14 protein-coding genes, 2 pseudogenes, 1 riboswitch and 1 other annotated feature are annotated in these 17,954 nt (G+C 54.2%); of the genes and pseudogenes, 8 read left to right on the top strand and 8 right to left on the bottom strand.

What is annotated here, in order from left to right:
• The first annotated feature begins 65 nt into the window (after positions 1 to 65).
• Positions 66 to 157: riboswitch (cyclic di-GMP riboswitch) on the top strand.
• Positions 158 to 171: 14 nt separating this feature from the next.
• Positions 172 to 975 carry a transglutaminase-like domain-containing protein gene (locus tag SK3146_RS10630; protein ID WP_249865049.1) on the top strand — a complete coding sequence of 268 codons (804 nt, stop codon included), beginning with the start codon at positions 172 to 174 and terminating at the stop codon, positions 973 to 975.
• 139 nt (positions 976 to 1,114) lie between these two features.
• Here SK3146_RS10630 and sdaAA read toward each other — a convergent pair.
• The 4 genes and pseudogenes from sdaAA to SK3146_RS10610 all read right to left on the bottom strand — a co-directional run bounded on the left by sdaAA (position 1,115) and on the right by SK3146_RS10610 (position 5,509).
• Positions 1,115 to 1,990: pseudogene (gene sdaAA / locus SK3146_RS10625) on the bottom strand (L-serine ammonia-lyase, iron-sulfur-dependent, subunit alpha).
• Positions 1,991 to 2,013: 23 nt separating this feature from the next.
• A complete protein-coding gene (gene sdaAB / locus SK3146_RS10620) occupies positions 2,014 to 2,685 on the bottom strand; it encodes an L-serine ammonia-lyase, iron-sulfur-dependent subunit beta (RefSeq protein WP_249865048.1) in 672 nt (223 codons plus the stop codon).
• A 40-nt stretch (positions 2,686 to 2,725) separates the two neighbouring features.
• Entirely contained in the window at positions 2,726 to 4,183 is a 1,458-nt protein-coding gene (locus tag SK3146_RS10615) for a M20 family metallopeptidase (protein WP_249865047.1), read from the bottom strand.
• 55 nt (positions 4,184 to 4,238) lie between these two features.
• Positions 4,239 to 5,509: pseudogene (locus SK3146_RS10610) on the bottom strand (MFS transporter).
• A 179-nt stretch (positions 5,510 to 5,688) separates the two neighbouring features.
• Between SK3146_RS10610 and SK3146_RS10605 the strand changes: the two are divergent.
• From SK3146_RS10605 to SK3146_RS10590, 4 genes are all read left to right on the top strand, one after another.
• A complete protein-coding gene (locus SK3146_RS10605; RefSeq protein WP_249865046.1) occupies positions 5,689 to 7,716 on the top strand; it encodes a helix-turn-helix domain-containing protein in 2,028 nt (675 codons plus the stop codon).
• Between the two features lie 130 nt (positions 7,717 to 7,846).
• On the top strand, positions 7,847 to 8,776 hold the full coding sequence (locus SK3146_RS10600; RefSeq protein ID WP_249866258.1) for a DMT family transporter: 930 nt from the start codon (positions 7,847 to 7,849) through the stop codon (positions 8,774 to 8,776).
• Positions 8,777 to 8,849: 73 nt separating this feature from the next.
• Positions 8,850 to 9,082, top strand: a binding site (T-box leader).
• A 97-nt stretch (positions 9,083 to 9,179) separates the two neighbouring features.
• Positions 9,180 to 10,733: a 2-isopropylmalate synthase gene (locus tag SK3146_RS10595; RefSeq protein WP_249865045.1), complete on the top strand. Its 1,554-nt coding sequence runs from the start codon at positions 9,180 to 9,182 to the stop codon at positions 10,731 to 10,733.
• Positions 10,734 to 10,756: 23 nt separating this feature from the next.
• Positions 10,757 to 11,233, top strand: a complete 477-nt coding sequence (locus SK3146_RS10590) for a YbaK/EbsC family protein (RefSeq protein WP_249865044.1) — start codon at positions 10,757 to 10,759, stop codon at positions 11,231 to 11,233.
• A gap of 462 nt (positions 11,234 to 11,695) precedes the next feature.
• On the opposite strand, the gene SK3146_RS10585 is transcribed toward SK3146_RS10590, so the two are convergent.
• Positions 11,696 to 13,183, bottom strand: coding sequence for an IS1182 family transposase (locus SK3146_RS10585; protein WP_249860275.1), 1,488 nt, complete (start codon positions 13,181 to 13,183; stop codon positions 11,696 to 11,698).
• Positions 13,184 to 13,367: 184 nt separating this feature from the next.
• On the opposite strand from SK3146_RS10585, the gene SK3146_RS10580 reads away from it, so the two are divergent.
• From SK3146_RS10580 to SK3146_RS10570, 3 genes are all read left to right on the top strand, one after another.
• A complete protein-coding gene (locus SK3146_RS10580) occupies positions 13,368 to 14,795 on the top strand; it encodes a transposase (protein ID WP_434006817.1) in 1,428 nt (475 codons plus the stop codon).
• A gap of 257 nt (positions 14,796 to 15,052) precedes the next feature.
• Positions 15,053 to 15,550, top strand: a complete 498-nt coding sequence (locus tag SK3146_RS10575) for a hypothetical protein (RefSeq protein WP_249865043.1) — start codon at positions 15,053 to 15,055, stop codon at positions 15,548 to 15,550.
• A gap of 264 nt (positions 15,551 to 15,814) precedes the next feature.
• Complete coding sequence (locus SK3146_RS10570) at positions 15,815 to 16,351, top strand: hypothetical protein (protein ID WP_249865042.1); 537 nt, start codon at positions 15,815 to 15,817, stop codon at positions 16,349 to 16,351.
• Positions 16,352 to 16,456: 105 nt separating this feature from the next.
• On the opposite strand, the gene SK3146_RS10565 is transcribed toward SK3146_RS10570, so the two are convergent.
• The 3 genes from SK3146_RS10565 to SK3146_RS10555 are packed head-to-tail and all read right to left on the bottom strand — an operon-like array spanning position 16,457 to position 17,727.
• A complete protein-coding gene (locus SK3146_RS10565) occupies positions 16,457 to 16,894 on the bottom strand; it encodes a hypothetical protein (protein WP_249865041.1) in 438 nt (145 codons plus the stop codon).
• A 6-nt stretch (positions 16,895 to 16,900) separates the two neighbouring features.
• The gene (locus SK3146_RS10560) at positions 16,901 to 17,209 is read right to left on the bottom strand and encodes a hypothetical protein (protein WP_249865040.1); all 309 of its coding nucleotides are present in this window, start codon (positions 17,207 to 17,209) and stop codon (positions 16,901 to 16,903) included.
• Between the two features lie 41 nt (positions 17,210 to 17,250).
• On the bottom strand, positions 17,251 to 17,727 hold the full coding sequence (locus SK3146_RS10555) for a DUF4362 domain-containing protein (RefSeq protein ID WP_249865039.1): 477 nt from the start codon (positions 17,725 to 17,727) through the stop codon (positions 17,251 to 17,253).
• Positions 17,728 to 17,954: the final 227 nt, after the last annotated feature.

Below are 17,954 nucleotides of genomic sequence, written 5' to 3'. Positions count from 1 at the left end.
AGCCTATTCATTACTGCGCAACTATGCTATAATTTTACTATATTAAATATTTTTTCGGTGCTTTCAACCGATAAAGGCAAATCCAGCGAAAGCTGGAGACGCAAAGCTAAAGGGCCTTCCTTAGCGATATTCGCTAAGTTGGCAGCCAGTTACCGAAAGGAGAGCTTTTTTATGTTCAAAAAGATGCTGGCGATGCTGTTCATCGCCGTTGTGCTGATGGCATTGCCAACGGGAGCTTACGCCGCCGCCGAACCTTATGTCATTGACCGGAGCTCTCTGGACAAAGGGATCATAACGATTCACTATACCGGCAATACCGATACGAAAGCCATCGTTAGAATAACGAAAGGCGACGATACATCCGACTACAATCTGGCGAACGGAGCCCGTTACCCGCTGCAATGGGGCAACGGGGTGTATAACGTTCTGATCGCCCAGTTCATAAGCGATAATAAATATAGAGTCGTCGGGCAAGAACGCATTGAGCTTAAGATGACCGACGCAAACGAAGTGTTTTTACAGCCGATTCAGCTCGTTGACTGGAATGGAAAGACGAGGGCTGTCGCCGAGACGGCGAAGCTGACCGAAGACGCCGTGACGGATAAGGAGAAAGCGGAGGCGATCTATTCTTATATTACGCATACCATCCGGTATGATAATGAGAAAGCCCGTTCCGTTACAACCGCTTATCTCCCCGACCTGGACACCGTATACGATACGGCGGAAGGTATTTGCTACGACTATGCCGCGCTGTTTGCGGCGATGGCCAGAAGCCAGCATATTCCGACCCGGTTGGTTATGGGATATGCCGCCGATGCTCCCGATGTATATCACGCCTGGAATCAAATTTATTTGCAGGACAGCGGGCAATGGGTCACGATAGACACGACGTATGATGCGGCCCGCGTGCAAAAGGGACAAGCCCCCGAGATGATCAAAGATTCGGCGGATTATACCATCGCCCAAATCTATTAAATGAATCTATGAAAACCTATATATTGGATTACATAAGCCGCAGTTTCGCGAATAAACAAAAGAAGCAGATCGTTCCTTGAGCGAGGGAGCGGTCTGCTTATTTTTGTTGTATTGCGGGAGGAGCCGGAAGAGGCTTCGCCTATTTGCCCTTCAGCTCACTCATGATTCGGCGGCCGGTAGGCGTCTGCGCCAAACCGCCGCCGGCGGTTTCGCGGTGCTTCTCCGGCATGGCCGAGCCGACCTCGAGCATGACTTGGATCACCTCGTCGGACGGGATGACGCTGCGGACTCCGGCCAGCGCCATGTCGGCGGCGGCGAGCGCCGTCACCGCACCGAAGCCGTTGCGTACGATGCAGGGAATTTCGACGAGCCCGCCGACGGGATCGCAGATGAGCCCAAGCGAGTTTTTGAGCGCGAGGCCTACGGCGTGCACCGCTTGCGCGGGCGTGCCGCCGCGCAGCTCGGTCAGCGCACCCGCTGCCATGCCGATGGCCGAGCCGACCTCGGCTTGGCAGCCGCCTTCCGCTCCCGATACGAACGAGTTATTGGCGATTACATATCCGATGGCGCCCGCGGCGAACAAGCCCTAGGTCATATGCTCGTCGCTCCAGCCGAAGCGCTGCTGGCAGCTGACGAAGACGCCGGGGATGATGCCGCAGGAGCCGGCCGTCGGCGTGGCGATGATGCGGCCCATCGAGGCGTTCACCTCCGAGACGGCGAGCGCGTATGCCATCGCCAGGCTGGCATCGGCGTCGAGAGCGGGATCGGACATGCCGCGGTAGGCCATGACCCGCTGGGCGTCAAGCCCTGTCAAGCCGCTGCGGGAGGTCGTGTCCTCGTGCAGCCCGCGCTGAACGGCATCCTTCATCACCGCGTAGTAATCGGCCATCTTGGCGAATTCCAGACGGGCGTCGCGTCCGGATTCGGCGGCCTGCTCTTCGAGCATTAACGGTCCGATGCCGAGCCCTCTGGCTTGGCACAGGGAGGCCAGCTCTTGCAAGGTACGAAAATTCATGATGAGGACCTCCTATCTATCATTTATTGCAAATTGACGAGCTGGATCGTTTGGACTGCGGGCAGCCGCCGCAGCTGCTCCATCAGCTCCGGCGGCACCTCGCCGTCCAGCTCCAGGACGGTGAGTGCGTCGCCGCTGCGGCTTTTGCGGTCGACCGACATATAGCCGATATTGGTGCCGGTAAGCCGGAGCAGCTGCGTAATGTCGGCGATGACGCCGGTCCAGTCGTAATGGCGCAGCACCAGCGTCGGATAAATGCCGGTCATCTTCACGCTGAAGCCGTTAATCTCCACGATTTCGATATTGCCTCCGCCGATCGACGTTCCTACCGCCGTCAGCTGTTTTTGGTTCAGCGGGCACGATAATGCGAGCTTGGCCGTATTCGGATGGGGATACAAGCCTTTCCCCTGCTCGAGGGCGATGCGGATGCCCTGCTGCTCGGCGATGATGAGCGAATCCGGCAGCCGCGGATCGTCAGGCGCGAAATCGAGCAGCCCGCCGACGATGGCGCGGTCGGTGCCGTGCCCCGCATAGGTTGCGGCGAAGGAGCCGTAGAACGTAATGAGCGCCTGTCCCGGAGGCTCTCCGAGCAGCTGACGGGCCGCCCGGCCGATCCGTGCGGCGCCCGCCGTGTGCGAGCTGGAAGGTCCGACCATCGCCGGACCGATAATGGAAAAGACATCTTTAAATCGCATGAGTCATCGTCTCCGAAACATAAGAAGAATTTGATTTTCGTTAAGCGAACAGACGGGCTGCCGTCTCGGCCAGCTCTGCAAGCCGCGGCGGCCTGCAGTCGGATGGCACGAGGCAGTCGTAAGACTCGCCGTCCAGCCTCTCCAGCAGCTCGGTTTTGGCTTGCGCGAGCAGCTCGGCGCTTTGCAGAGCTTCGATTGCGGCGCAGGCCATTACTTTGCCTGCGAGCAGCATCGCCTTATGAGCGTAAGACGATTGTCCCTGAGCGACGGCCTGCCAGGTGTGGAACGGCGTGCCGAACGCCCACGTCGCCGTGGTGCACTGAGCGGTCGGAACATTCCAGCTGACGTCGGCGACATCGGTGGAGGCGGCCATGGTGGACAGTTTTTCCACATAAGGCGCAATAAATTCAGCGATAGGCCGTTCCGAGAGCTCGGCAGCCAGCTGTTTGCCGATTTGCGCGGCGGCCGACGCTTTATCCTCGGCGGAAGTCGAATCGTAGATCGCCTTGGCGAAGCGAATTTCCTCCTCGGTAGCGGCCGGGGCGCCCAGCTCCGTCATATATTTGTGCATTACGCGCTCCAGCGCCGCGTTCGGAATCAGGTTGGCGCAGGCTCCCTCCAGACGGCAGGTCATCTGCGTCTGCGTCATTAAGGCTGCGCCGCGGGCGATATCTTGTACGCGGGCGTACAGCTCGCGTACTTGCGAGGTTCTGGGGGCGCGGATCAAATAAGTGACTTCCGCTTCAGGCTGTACGACATTCGGGGCCAAGCCGCCGCTGTTCGTAATGGCATAGTGCACCCGGGCCTCGCTGATCATATGCTCGCGCATATAATTGACGCCTACGTTCATGAGCTCCACCGCGTCGAGCGCGCTGCGCCCCAGATGCGGCGATGCGGCGGCATGAGAGCTGCGCCCCCGGAAGTGAAACGTCGCATGAGTGACGGCGTTCGAGGAGCCGTGCATGACGGCGTTTACCGGGCCGGGATGCCAGGAGAACGCCGCGTCGACGTCGCGGAACAAGCCTTCGCGGGCCATATACGTTTTGCCGTAGCCGCTTTCCTCCGCGGGACAGCCGTAGTAGCGCACCGTGCCGGCGATACCGTGCTGCCGCATGTAGTCTTTGACGGCGACGGCCGCCGTTAAGGCGCCTCCGCCGATCAGATTATGCCCGCAGCCGTGTCCGCTGCCGCCTTGCGTTATCGGCGAGTAGTCCGCGCTGCCGGCTTGTTGGCTGAGCCCGGCCAAAGCGTCGTATTCGCCCAATATCGCGATGACCGGAGCGCCGCTGCCGAAGCTGGCGATAAAGCCGGTATCTAGTCCGGCGACGCCGCGCTCGACCTCGAATCCTTCGCTGCGCAATGTTTGCTCCAGCAGCTCAGCGGATTGCGCTTCCTCAAACCGGGTTTCGGCGAATTCCCATATGCGGTCGCTGACCTCGGTAAATACGGCGCTTTTACGATCGACAAGTTCGGAAATAAGCTGCGTTAAAGTTTCCATCAGATATACCCTCCCAAGGTGGTTTTATAAGCTTGGCGAAAACAAAGCTCATATTTTAAATATTCGTGCCGCCCGTCGATTCCTCATAAGCCGCCGTACGCGCTTGGAGGCCGGAGAAAGCCGCAGGTTTCGCCCTGGCTGTAAACAAGGCTCCGGCGCAAAGCGCGGCGAAAGCGACGAGCATAATGAAGGCGGCATTGTACGAACCGCCGAAGGCGTCGACCATGAAGCCGATCAGCATCGGCGTCAGCACGCCGGCGACCTGCGCCCCGGTATTAATGAAGCCGTTGGCGGAGCCGACAAGCTCGGCGGGCATCGATTTGAGCGAGGCCGAAGCGATCAGCGTCGAGATAAAGGCGAAGAAGACGCCGACCAAACATTGATACGCAATGAACATCGGAATGCTCGAAGCCGATCCCATCAGATAGAGCAGGCCCCCGGTAACGAGCGCCAGAATGCCGGCGGCAAGCCTGTCTTTGCCGGCGGGCAGCTTATCGAGAATGTAACCGCTCAGCAGCATGCCGAATATGCCTACGAAGGCCGGGATAGCCGACAAGTAACCGACGGACGTCATATCGAGGCCGCGGGCTTTAACCAAATACGTCGGCATCCAGGAATTCAGTCCCCAGTTAATCGCGTATACGCTGAAATAAGCGAGAAACAAGTTCCAAATCATCGGCGTTTTCAGCACGGTTTTGAGCGGGGCCTTCGGTTTGACGGCCGCCTGCTCTGTGGCCATCCCCGGCAGCGCATCCGCTTTCCGTTCCTTCAGGAAGAAGAACAGCAGCAGCGTGATCACGATGCCACAGGCGCCGATCATGTAGAACATCGACCGCCAGCCGACGGAAGTCATCAGATGGGTGGATAAAATCGGAGTGATTACGCCCATAATCGCTCCGGAGGCGAGCATGAACGACATGGCGCGGCTCCGCTCGTTTTGCGGGAACCAACTGGCAAGGGCTTTAGATCCGGAGGGGAAGTAGCCGCCTTCACCAATGCCGAACAAGAAGCGGATGACGATCATGGAAGTAAGCGACCAGGCGCTGCCCGTCAGAACGGTGAAGACGGACCACATAAGCACCGAGATCAGAATCACGTTTCGATAGCCGAAACGGTCCGCCAAATACCCTCCGGGAATTTGCATAAGAGCATACCCGGCAAAAAAACTGCTGAGCAGCACGCCCGTGGCCGAAGCGCTCAAACCTAAATCTTTCGTAATGCCGAGCACGGCATAATTGATGACCGGTCAAGATTGCCTAGCGACCAGCCCGCGAACAGCAGCAGAAGGATAATGTACTTCCACTTTCCAGCGTTTACGGATGTCATAATGGGCTTCTTCCTTCCTTGGCGGAATTGTGTAATAAAATGTTACTAAAACTTCCGTAAACTAAAGATACAATAATTCAGACTTTTCACTCAATGTATAAAAATATATAATTACTCTAATTAATATAGAAGTTTATACATTGAAAACGGAGATGAAATGAATGGAAGCGCTAAACACGGTGATAGAAAATATAACACGAATTTTACCCGAAGATTCATGCCAGCTTTGGTTCAGCTTGGGGGGAGAACCGTTTCGCTTACTGCACAGCAAAGGGGGAGAAGCGGAAAGCCCGCCTCTCGGCATTCCCTCCGAAACGGAAGGAGCTATAGAGGAGAGGAGCGACGGCGAGGTGCTCGAAACCTGGTTCACCTACCCTAACCGGGGATGCCTCGTATTTCGCAGATTCCGTCCGGTGTCTCTTACGGAGCTGGACCGGTCGAGGCTTTTCATAACCGTGTACCCGTATTATGCGGAGCTGATGATAGAGAGGCAGCAGTACATTATGCTCAAAATGGCGGAGAGCACCCGGGCGATCACCTCGATTCTCGAACTCGACGATTTGCTGATGCAAATTTTGAATAACGCCATGGCGGTCATTCCGTCGACCGACATGGGCGTTCTCTGGATGTACGACGAGAAGCTCGGCGCCTTGACGGCACGCACCTCCGTCGGCCAATTAAGCGAGGGAACGCGTCTTATGCGCATGCGCATCGGCGAAGGAATCATCGGGATGACTTATCAGGACGGCAAGCCGCGGCTGTATACGAATCAACAAGATATTCTCAAGGATTCGGCATCCATTTCCGAACAAAACATGGCTTACTTGATGGGCTCCTATAATTTTACGAATACCCGGTCGATCATCAGCGTGCCGATAGCGGTGGAAGGTCAAACGGAATGCGTGCTGATCGTGTATCAGAACGGAGCGTACCCGCTGCTTACCGAGTACGATCTGAAGCTGCTTTTGGGCTTCGCCGATCAGGTGTCGATTGCGATCACCAACGCGCGCCTGTTCCAAAATGTCAGCCGTCAAAACAGGACGCTCGTCAAGCGCGACGAAATTCACGCCACACTGATGAAACTGACGCTGCAAAACAAAGGAGCCGACTTCATTGTCAGCGAGCTCGGGAGAATGATCGGGCTTCCGATCGTGTTTGTCGACTTGCTGGAGGCCGAATATTATCCGAAGCGGCAGCGATGGCGGAACAGATTCCAAATCGACGAGCTGGAGAAACGATTCGGCTCGATTCGCTCGCCGCTATACGATACGTTGGAGTCGGACGGGGGCAAGCAGCTTCATTACGTATATCCGATCGTGGCGATGAACGCTTGTCTGGGTTTCCTTCTGGTCGAGCTGCAAACGGAGCTGACGACGATCGGCCAGCTTGTGCTTGAGCAGGGCAGCGCCGTGCTTGCGCTGGAAATGGTGCGGAAGCAATCGCTCTCCGATTTTTATTATAAAAAGACGAATGAACTGTTCAACGAGCTGCTGCTGCAAAAAGACGCGGGTATTTTGCGCAAAAAAGGGGAAGAGCTCGGACTACAGGACGGACAACTGCTGACGGTCGTCATTTTGGAGCTTGCCTCCGTGACCGATATGCAGCTGATGAATATACAGGTACACCGGTTAGTCGGGACTGCGAAGCGCAAGCTGGGGCATCGCGCTCCCGTAGTGTTCGGATTCCGCAACAAAGTAACGCTGCTGATGGAGCTGCCTGCGTCCGGCGCTCCGGGGGATGCGCTGGAGGCATGCCGCCGGATGATTCAGGAGTGGGGGAAGGCAGGAGGCTCGGCGCTGCGCGGCGGGGCAGGTTCCGGTTATGTGGGGCTGACGGCCGTAGCCAAAAGCTATAACGAAGCGGACAAGGCGTTGTCGTACATGGCCTCGAAGCATCGGACCGGGCTGCTCAGCTATTCGGAGATCGGCATTAACCGGTTGTTTATTCATCAGCCGGAGGAAGAGCTGCATACGTTTATCTATGAAGTGTTCGGACCGCTCCGCTCTCAGGAGGGCAGCCGGCTGGAAGAAACGCTTCTTGCTTATATGGCGTGCAACCGGGCGGCGGGGCAGACGGCGGAGCGGCTGCACATTCATATCAATACGCTGTACCAGCGGCTCCGGAAGATCGAGGAGCTGCTCGGGCTCTCCTTCGATGAGCCTGAGCATATGCTGAAGCTGCAGCTCGCTTGTTATTTGCGGAGCTAGGGCGGGGATGAGGCTTGAGCTTCGAAACGGGACTTTCGCCTGCAATAAATGGCATTGATAACTCGTGGGAAGAGGCGTATAGTAGTTTATTAGCCTAAAGCATATGAACGATTTACAAGGGGAAATGGATGTGCGCAAGTTAAGCAAGCTGCAATCGGTATTGCTGATTTTATTTTTAGTTATCGTATGGGGAATCAATTGGCCGTTATCCAAATATGCGCTTTCCTTTATGCCGCCGGTGCTGTTCTCCGGTGTAAGAACGCTGCTCGGCGGAGTCCTGCTGCTCTTCGTCGCGATCCCGCGGCTGGGCAAGCTGAACTTCCGGGCGACTTGGCCGATTTATCTCGTATCCGCATTGGTTAACGTAGTGCTCTATTACGGGCTGCAAACGATCGGACTGGAATATTTGCCGTCCGGTCTGTTCTCGGCGATCGTGTTTCTGCAGCCGGTGCTGGTCGGCATCTTCTCGTGGCTTTGGCTCGGCGAATCGATGAACGGGCTGAAAATTGCCGGTTTGATTCTCGGATTCGTCGGCGTCGGCGTCATTTGCAGCGGAGCAGGCGGCCTCTCGGGCCATATTTCCGTCGCCGGCATCTTGCTTGCGCTCGGATCGGCGCTCAGTTGGGCTCTCGGAACGGTTTATGTAAAGAAAAAGGGCTCCCGCGTTGATCCGATCTGGCTCGTCACGCTTCAGCTCATGACCGGCGGGCTGTTCATGACGCTGCTCGGCAGCGGCGTGGAGCGCTGGTCCGATATTAGCTGGAAGCCTGCTTTTATCGTCAGCCTGCTGTTTATTTCGATTTTCGTCATTGCTATGGGATGGCTGGTGTTCTACAAGCTTATCGATTCCGGCGAAGCGAGCAAGGTCGCTTCCTACACTTTCCTGATCCCGCTTGTAGCGATTTTGACCGGAACATTATTTTTGCATGAGCCGTTTACCGTCTCGCTCTTGGCGGGACTGGTGCTGATTGTTTGCAGCATTTATTTCGTAAACCGGAAGCCGCACGGAAGCGGGGCGGGCTTACCCGCGAGAACTCGCGGGCAGCAGGCGCAAAGATAAGCCGGCAATTTATTCCCACATAGGGTGTTGACAAACGGAAAATCATGCCCTATAATAGCCATTAATTTCAAAACCAAATGTTACGATTAGAAATAGTAGAAGTGACTTGACCTTTCAGAGAGCCGTTGGCAGGTGCGAAACGGCAGCGTCCGTCATTTCGAACTCGTCTATGAACAGCTGCCTGATCATGTAGGGTAAGCCGGAGTTCCACCGTTACAGGGATAGATGGTGATTGCCATCGAAGAAGATCATTTCCGGTAAGGAAATGAATTAGAGTGGTACCGCGGGTTCAACCCCGTCTCTATACGTAGAGACGGGGTTTTTTTGTTGGCTAAAGTCCGGGTTTAGTCAACACCGCTTCACATATATATGATTAAAATCCGTTATTTGGGAGGAATTGAAGATGACGCACCGTAAAATTATCGTATTGGACACGACGCTGCGCGATGGGGAACAAGTTCCCGGCGCCAAGCTGAATGTGCATCAAAAAATAGAAATGGCCGTGCAATTGAAGCGGCTGAATGTGGACATTATCGAAGCCGGCTTCCCCGCTTCATCTCAAGGAGACTTTCAGGCCGTGCAGGAAATCGTCCGCACCGTAGGGGATGCCGTATCGATTACGGCGCTGGCCCGCGCGGTCAAAGACGATATCGACGCCGTCTATCAGAGCATCAAGGAAGCGCAAAATCCGCTGATCCATATCGTGCTCGGCACCTCCAACATTCATGTGGAGAAAAAATTTAACCGCTCGAAGGAAGCGGTCATGCAAATGGGCGTCGATGCGGTCAAATACGCCAAAACGCTGCTGCCTCACGTGCAGTATTCGACGGAGGACGCTTCGAGATCGGATTTCGAGTACTTGTGGAAAACGATCGAATCCGTGGTCAAAGCGGGCGCGACGATGATCAATGTACCGGATACCGTGGGCTTTGCCGTACCGGAGGAGTTCGGCGACCTCATCCGCCGGATTAACGAGCGTCTGAAAAACTTGGACGACAAAGTGATTTTGAGCGTGCACTGCCACAACGATCTCGGTTTGGCTACGGCTAATACACTCAGCGCAATTCGTAACGGAGCGGATAAAATCGAATGCACGATCAACGGCCTTGGGGAACGCGCGGGCAACGCTTCCTTGGAAGAAGTCGTCATGGCTCTGAAAGTACGGGAAAGCGCCTATAAAGCGTATACGGACATCCGAACGACGGAGCTGTTGCGCGCCTCCCGCCTGGTGACTCATCTGACCGGTCTCGACGTGCAAGTGAACAAAGCGATCACCGGCGAAAATGCGTTTGCCCATTCTTCCGGTATCCATCAGGACGGTCTGCTGAAGGATAAGCAGGTGTACGAAATTATGTCTCCGGAGGATGTCGGAGCCGATAGCATGGAGCTGATTTTGACGGCCCGCTCCGGCCGCCACGCGTTCAAGAACGCCGTTGAGAAAATGGGCTTTGACACGAGCGACGCAGCGGACTTCGAAGCGCTGTTCCAGAAATTCCTGACGCTGGCCGACGCCAAGAAGGAAGTGTACGATCACGATGTGTTCTACTTGGTGACAAGCCACAGGACCGTCAGCAACAGCGACAAACAGCTGTATGAGCTGGAATCGTTCCAGATCGTAACCAACGACCTGTGTCCGACCGCTACCGTCCAGTTGAGAAAAGGGGACGAAGTGCTCAAAGGCAGCGAAGTCGGAGACGGTCCGATCGATGCGCTGTACAGCGTCATCAAATCGCTTGCCGGACTGGACGTCGAGCTGAAGGATTACAAGATCAACAGCTTGTCCCGGGGCAAGGAAGCGATCGGCCGCGTCAATATCCGGATTCAATATCAAGGCAAAACGTATTCCGGCCGCGCGATGGATACCGATATTATTAAGGCGAGCGCCAATGCGTTCCTGAATGCGGTCAACGCCGCCTTGCTGGACGCTTCGGTCGAAGCGGCGGGAGCCGGGGCTTAAGCTAAGAAAGGAGATTTAAGGCTATGAACGGTTTAAACGAAGGCGCCGACCGGGTGCAAAACGAATTATCGAGACGGGGGTTTGCCCATACCGTCGTAGAACTGCCGGACAGCGCGCGGACAGCCCAGGAAGCCGCCGACGCCATCGGCTGCGAGGTGGCGCAAATTGCGAAGTCGATCATTTTCCGGGTCAAAGAAACGGACCGGCCGCTGCTGGTCGTTGCGAGCGGCGTAAACCGGATTAATGAGAAGCGGCTTGGCAAGGCGCTCGATCTCAAACTGGGCAAAGCGGATGCGGATTTCGTCCGGGAACGAACCGGATTCGTTATCGGCGGCGTATCGCCGATCGGTCATAAAGAAGCTCTTATGACCGTGATCGACGAAGATTTGCTGCAGTACGGCCAAGTTTGGGCGGCGGCCGGCCATCCGAAGGCCGTGTTCAAGCTGAAGCCGGAGGAGCTGATCGCAATGACGGGCGGGCAAGTGATGCCGATCGGGTAAAGGCAGGAATGGCTCCGGCTTTGGTCGAAGCAGGGGCAGGGGAGCTTGCGGCAGCAAGAACAAGGGAATGGAACATGCTTGATTTATCCGCAACAAGCTGGGGGGCGTCTGCGCGGTCCGTTCGGCACCGCGGAGCGCGCTCCCGCGCGGACTTTTTCAGCACACTTTTAGAAGCCCGGTGAAAAACGAGCGTAGGGGCCATTTGAATCTGGAAAAGCGTAAGCGTTCGCCTTTGAAAACGGATTCTCTCCGCAGAAAAACGAGAAAATAATCCAAAGAATCCGTTTTCAACAGCGATTGGAGGATCAAATGGACGCCGCAGCGGACTTTTTCACCACACTTTTAGGAGTCTGTCCGACGGAGTTACTTTTGTAGGTCCCTTCGGAGTAAGACTCGGTTTTCAAATGATTTTTCATCACGATTTGAGTATAATCACTGTGTCTTTCTTTGCCTTTGTGGGAGTTACGCCGCTTTTTTACGTTTTTGGGCAGACCTCTCCCGTTTATACACCGTGGATGGTTTGGGATATTTGGCAGAATGAAGCTTTCTTAAATTATAGCTTAAAGCCAAAAGGACGAACTCACCCTCAACCTTATCTTCGCCACGGAGGTGAAACTGACGAAAGCCCTGACATTCTTTCATTTGCCCCCACGCGGGTTCCACGATGGCTTTACGTAACCGGTAAATGTCTTTACCGGCATCGCTTTGCACTTTGGTTCTCATGGCTTCTCGGATCGGATCGCCTTCATTGCGTTTGACCCTTCGTTTACCGGATCCGGACTTAACGCAGTCCTTTTGAAACGGGCAGGTCAGGCAGGCATCGCTCATATACACCCATTGAGTCGCTTTTTGAGGATCCTTTTCATAGTATGTGTACTTGTGGATCAGCGTTTGTCCCGCTGGGCACACATAGGTATCCGTTTCCGGGATATACGTAAAGTTGGTTTTATCGTACGGATTCCCGTGCTGCTTGTTTTCACGGGTTGCCGCGATGTAGGCGTCGGTCTCGGCCTTCGTCGCCGCCTGAATGTTGTCCGCACTAAAGTACCCTGCGTCCGCACTCACTTTCTCGGGCACCTTTCCCGTTATGTTGCGGATGGAACCGAGCACCGGCTGGAATTGGTGTTGGTCGCTGCTGCTAGGGTTCATCTGCAGTCCGACGATGAATCCCTGATCCGCATCTACGGCAATTTGCGGATTATATCCTTGGATGACGCCTTGGGTTTTCGTATCCATGATTTGGGAATCTGGATCGGTAAAGTTAAATTGATCTTTGTCCGGTGTCTTCGATTCCTCTACCGGTTTGCGAGCTTCCAACTGTCTGAGCGCCTCTCTGATTTTTTCAAGTCGGGATTGGCGATTGGTCACCGATTCCGGCAACAGCGAAAGGGGCTCTTCGTTCTCTTGGTCGTCTATCTGGCCGGCTTGCTCGAGAGCTTCGCGGATTTCCTTTTCCAGACGCTCGATTTCCTGGTTCATCCGATCTCGCGACATCGACTTATGCTTCGATGCATGGGCTTTCAGCTTCGAACCATCGATGCTGACATGACCGAGGGACACGTACCCTAGCTGTATGGCGATGTGTACCACTTGTTTGAAAAGTCCCGGTAATGATTCGAGGTGATCCTTTCGAAAATCGCTGAGCGTACGGAAATCCGGTCGATGGCCGCCACATAGCCAACGAAAAGGAATATTTTCATCCATAGCCTGACGAAGGGTCCGGGAGGTGAACACACCCGTAGCATAGCCATAGAACCATAACTTCAAAAGCATGGCGGGGTGATAGGCTTCTTCTCCGCGATGGGAATACCGATTTGTCATGACCGTGAGATCTAACTGATCCACGATGTCGCTAACAAGCCGCACTAAATGATCTTCAGGGATCCAATCGCTCAAATACATCGGAAACAATTCACCTTGTTCCGTGGAGTAAGATTTAAATTTTGCCATAAACCACACACCCTTTTTTACCAGATAAACAGATTACAGTTAAGTTTCGCGACGAAACTATGCTTTTCCTGTTTCGTCGGACAGACTCTTAGAAGCGTGGTGAAAAAGTGGCATTGTACAGTCATGACACAATAGAAATGGTAAAATAAATGGAACTGATCGATGAGAAATGAGGCCAAAACTTATGCTAGTTTCCAAACGCCAAGGCACCCAACCTCGACTATTTCAAATGGTCGAGATGGAGGCGCTTGTTCCCCAAAACCATCTTCTTCGTCAACTGGATCGTGTTATTGATTGGAGCATGATTCACGAACGTACACGTGCTCTGTATTCCGAAAATATGGGTCGTCCCGTGAGCGATCCTGAACTTCAGCTACGCTTGATGGTTCTTTGTTATCTGTTCAACCACAGTGAGCGTGCTCTGTACAATTTGCTGCCTATGCATGCGGGCTACTTGTGGTTTTGCGGCCTCGACTTTGAAGCCGTTCTGCATCCCGAAGAAGCCGAGCTGGCCTTGCCGGATCGGACCACTCTGGTGAAAACCCGAAAGTTTTGGCGGGACCATCAGGTGTTTGACGACCTGATGCGCGACATTGTTGACCAGTGCATCATCGCAGGACTCGTTAAGCCGCAAATGGATGCGGCCGTGGACGGAACACAAGTACGCGCGAATGCGTCCATTCACAGTTTGGCAGAAATCCAACTGGCCCCTGTCGAATCTATCGAGGCGTATTTAGTACGCCAAGCCAAGGAGGATACCGAAGACACGAAAACCGACAAGGAGGATGCCCCTAAACCTCCCTCTACGAGGAACGATCATTCGGAGGTAGAGGAACAGGCTGTTCACGAAGATTTTCATGGCAAAACCTTTTCCAACCGTACGCACCGTAGTACCAGCGACCCCGATGCCCGTTTGTATAAGAAAAGCAAAGGGCAGGAAGCTCATCTGCGTTATTTGGTGCATGATCTGATCGATGTTCACTCCGGCGTGATCCTGGACACCCGGGCTTCTTTAGCATCCGGTACAGCAGAAAGAGAAGTCAGCCTGAAGCAAGTGCAAGCGATTCGATTTCGTCATCCTCATCTCCAAATCCGAACGCTTTCGGCAGATAAAGGGTATGAGTCAGCAGACTATCTGGTTCAGCTCCATGAACTTGGCATCATCCCACTCATCCGGTTGCGTAGTCTCAAGCTGCAAGAATTCCCGGTTTACAAGACCCGAGCATTGCATCCCGTTCGAAAAGCCAAACGCCGTCTCAAACAGAAGGAGATCCAGGCTTACAATTTTGCAAAAAGTATTCAGCGTCATGGTGCATACCGGCACATCCAAGCCCTGCGTGCGCGTATTGAACATGCCTTTGCGGAGGCCAAAGGAAGACATGGACTCGATCGAGCCCGCAGCCGCGGTCTTGATCGCATGCAAGAGCAAGCTACACTTACGGCCATGGTCCAGAATTTAAAGCGACTGTGCCGATTCAAAGCCAGAAGGCCACGGGCCGGTGCACTTTCCTGCACCGTCCTCGCCAAGATAACAGGCTGTCCCCAGTATCTTTGCTCCACTACATGCTCAGGGTTCCGTTTTTTTGGTAACTTTGACGGCTTCATTTTGTAATAACAGGGACTTTTTCACCACACTTTTAGAGATTTCTAGAAAAAGAGGGCTTCCTATGAAACATGGGATTAAGCCCTCTTTTCCATACGATCTTAACAGCAATGGGAAAGATCAAATGGGTGCTGCAGCGAACTTTTTCACCATTTTTCTAGGCCGATCGGTCGGTTGTTTTGCGGGAACCGGCTCTATATACTTTGGATTAGGGCACGGCAGCATTCCAGCCGCCCGCAAATAGCGAATACTGCAGGTGAAGGAGTATGAAATATATTCAAGCGGTCGGAGTGGAAGAGGGAGAGCGGTACTATTTTGAAACCGACGGACAAGGTACGGCTTACCGGCAAATCACCGTCTTTGACGGGAACCGGTATCGGGTATCCGCTGCTCCGGATTTCTTTTTGACCGATCAGGAAGTTGAAATGATGGAGGGAGACTGCGAAATTCCCAAAGAGCAGTTTGAACGTCTGTGGCTTCAGGCGACCGAGCCTTACCGGGCGGACTGGCAGCGGGTCAAACGGCAATATTCGCCGGGGGACTTTGTTTCGGGCGTTATAGCGATGTTTTACCCGCACGGGACAATTATCCGCTTAAGCGGGGAGCAAGCCTATGCCGTTACCGGGGATGCCGGGTTGAGGGAAAGGACGCCTCCGCAATATTTGTACCCGGGTTATCGTATCGAGGGAGTCGTCGCCGGCTATGACGAGGAGCATCTCTGGCTCGTGCTCGAAGGCTGTGTCATTACGGGGGAGAACGTTTAGAAGCGCGGTGACAAACGGGAAGGAGAGATGATAGCGAGTGGAACACTTATCGACCGCAGGGCACGCTGAATCGCGGCCCGTTTAAAAGTCAGGGGAAAAAGCGGACGAAGCAGCGAGAGCAATCTGCACAAGCGAAGCGTTCGCCTTTGTTCCGGATTTCAACCGTTTCACGGGCTTAACCATTCAAGAAATCCGGGAACAAGAGCGATCGGAAGATGCTTTCGCATGTACAGTCGGTGAAGATCAAGGAAGGAGAAGTGTGCGATGGATGGTATGCTGGAAACGATAGATCAAATTCCATGGAGGAGGCTGACGACCGCGTACGGGCGAGGCACGGACATTCCCCGTTTGATTAGGAATCGGCAATACAAAGAGCTGGCCGGGTTGATCGAGCATCAGAGCACATTGTGGCAAGCAACGCCGTGGGCGCTTCTTATGCTGCTTCGCGAGCTTGCCGGGCGGAAACCGGAAGAGGTTGACGCAGACGAAATCGAGCTGTACTTAAGCGTAACCTCCGCTTTCGCCGGTAGAAATTTGGGAGCGGAGCAGCCGCCCGGAACGATGGGCAGTCTGCTGGACGAAGCCTGCCTATGGCCGGTGGACGAAGAGGAAGACGAGCTGCTGTGGGAGGACGAGGAACCGCGTGGGTATGATCCGGATCATTTTTTCGGATATTATTATTTTAGCTACGCGCTGCTGAAGCGGGCGGAGCCGATGTTTGCCTCGATTAAGGACAATAACGCGCGGCTTGCTCCCGCTGTGCAGGAGCTGCTGCAGCTTCTTGCCGAAGAAGAAGGGTGACTTCATGGAGTGCGTCATATTGATCGGAATGCAAGCTGCAGCCTCCCAGCAGAGAAGAAGGCTTCGACGAAATTTATTCCGTCAAGACCCGTCCCGGGCTTGATTTCATCTGCGGATTGCGAACGCATAGCGGGCATCGCCCTGCGGCCATGTTCCCACCACTTCATAAATATACGTTCCCGGCTCGCGGGGCAGTAAGAGGCGGTTTCCGGAAACGGCCGCCGGCGCGGCAGTCTTGTTCTCCCATGTATACGCGGCGACGCGTTCCGGCTTCGACTCGGCTTCGAACTCGATCAGAAGCTCATCGCCGACAAGCTCGACGGCTGAAGTTTCGCTGTTGACCAGTTTATACGGCGGAGGCGCGTCGGCGATCGTGTTGTTCCAATGGTATGATCCCAAAATGAACGGAATTCTCTGCTCGCCGACCATGCCGTACGCTTGAGGCGGGGCCGACGCAGGAAGACTTTTATCCGCCGGCTTCGCGCAGGCCGCTGCGATACCAAAAATCAGAATGATCGTCATCATCGTCATCCATCGTTTCATATCGGCTTACTGGGCTCCTTCCATCGCTTTATATATCGGACCGGATTCTACGATGCCGATCATCAGCTTGGCAATCTCCGTGAACTTCTTATTGTCGGCGCTATCGCATTCGGACCATTGAAACTGCCGCTCCCCTCCGTTGATCCTTACCTTCAGCTCATATTTCGGCTGCGTGCCGCAAGCGGCAAACGACGGTTCCGTCAAATAACTCGCAAGCACCAGCTTCTTGTAAATCTGTTGGTTTTCCTCCCGGTTCAGCTGAAAATCGCTCACTGCCTGCATTTGCCCGTTATTCAGGTCTTTCACGAGCTTCATGTCAATCGTATCGATTTCATTGGTCAGCTTATCGCCGTATTTCAGATGAAAGGCGAAGTAATCCTCTTGGACACGTCATAGGAGAGGTGCAGCACATCCCAATCGGGAGCTTCTCCCGAGCAGCCGTGCAGCGAGTATTTCATTTCGGTGTCCGTCTCCGACTTATCCATGGTTTGACAAGTATAAGAGATGATTTTGCCCGATCCGAATTTGTCCTGCGTCGTGTCGTATTCCACATTCATGGCACCGTTCCGGTACTCGATGCGATGGTAGATCGGATCTCCTTCAATCGTATAATGCGAGATGACGACGGACGCGTCTTGCCGCCGCTGCATCTGATCCATAAAAGCATCGAGCCTCTCAAGATGCTTCACGCTTCCGTGAATATTAATGACATCGGCATTATGGACCGGGTCCGTTGCGATCCCAGGGGAAGGCGTGATCAACGCGTTACCGGAGCAGTTTACCGTTAATAAGCCCAGGGAGATAATGGCGGCAACCAGTTTTGAAATGAGCATGGCGAGATGAAGCCTCCTTTATTTTCTATAATCATTCAAACGAGATGCGCTGGCTTTTTGTTCCATGCAAGGACGGCGGGCAGACCCGTAACCGATAAAAATTTTTTCGATCACATGGCCGATGAAGGCTTCCTTCATAAGGGAAGCCCGGTAACCGGGGAGAGGCCTTGTCCGGTAAGGAGCAGGTACAAATGCCGGTTTTACTAAAAGGAAAGTTTACGCTTATA

The organism is Paenibacillus konkukensis, from assembly GCF_023523925.1.
GTDB lineage: Bacteria > Bacillota > Bacilli > Paenibacillales > NBRC-103111 > Paenibacillus_S > Paenibacillus_S doosanensis.
The sequence above is the reverse complement of the archived record's forward strand: the minus strand, read 5'-3'. Positions and strand labels throughout refer to the sequence as shown.

What these genes read in the sequence shown, in the direction of transcription:
- SK3146_RS10615 (WP_249865047.1), bottom strand. Translation starts at nt 4,183, where the DNA reads ATGGAAACTTTAACGCAGCTTATTTCCGAACTTGTCGATCGTAAAAGC.
- SK3146_RS10590 (WP_249865044.1), top strand. Translation starts at nt 10,757, where the DNA reads ATGAACGGTTTAAACGAAGGCGCCGACCGGGTGCAAAACGAATTATCG.
- SK3146_RS10585 (WP_249860275.1), bottom strand. Translation starts at nt 13,183, where the DNA reads ATGGCAAAATTTAAATCTTACTCCACGGAACAAGGTGAATTGTTTCCG.
- SK3146_RS10580 (WP_434006817.1), top strand. Translation starts at nt 13,368, where the DNA reads ATGCTAGTTTCCAAACGCCAAGGCACCCAACCTCGACTATTTCAAATG.
- SK3146_RS10565 (WP_249865041.1), bottom strand. Translation starts at nt 16,894, where the DNA reads ATGAAACGATGGATGACGATGATGACGATCATTCTGATTTTTGGTATC.
- SK3146_RS10560 (WP_249865040.1), bottom strand. Translation starts at nt 17,209, where the DNA reads ATGAAGCTCGTGAAAGACCTGAATAACGGGCAAATGCAGGCAGTGAGC.
- SK3146_RS10575 (WP_249865043.1), top strand. Translation starts at nt 15,053, where the DNA reads ATGAAATATATTCAAGCGGTCGGAGTGGAAGAGGGAGAGCGGTACTAT.
- SK3146_RS10570 (WP_249865042.1), top strand. Translation starts at nt 15,815, where the DNA reads ATGGATGGTATGCTGGAAACGATAGATCAAATTCCATGGAGGAGGCTG.
- SK3146_RS10595 (WP_249865045.1), top strand. Translation starts at nt 9,180, where the DNA reads ATGACGCACCGTAAAATTATCGTATTGGACACGACGCTGCGCGATGGG.
- SK3146_RS10555 (WP_249865039.1), bottom strand. Translation starts at nt 17,727, where the DNA reads ATGCTCATTTCAAAACTGGTTGCCGCCATTATCTCCCTGGGCTTATTA.
- sdaAB (WP_249865048.1), bottom strand. Translation starts at nt 2,685, where the DNA reads ATGCGATTTAAAGATGTCTTTTCCATTATCGGTCCGGCGATGGTCGGA.
- SK3146_RS10630 (WP_249865049.1), top strand. Translation starts at nt 172, where the DNA reads ATGTTCAAAAAGATGCTGGCGATGCTGTTCATCGCCGTTGTGCTGATG.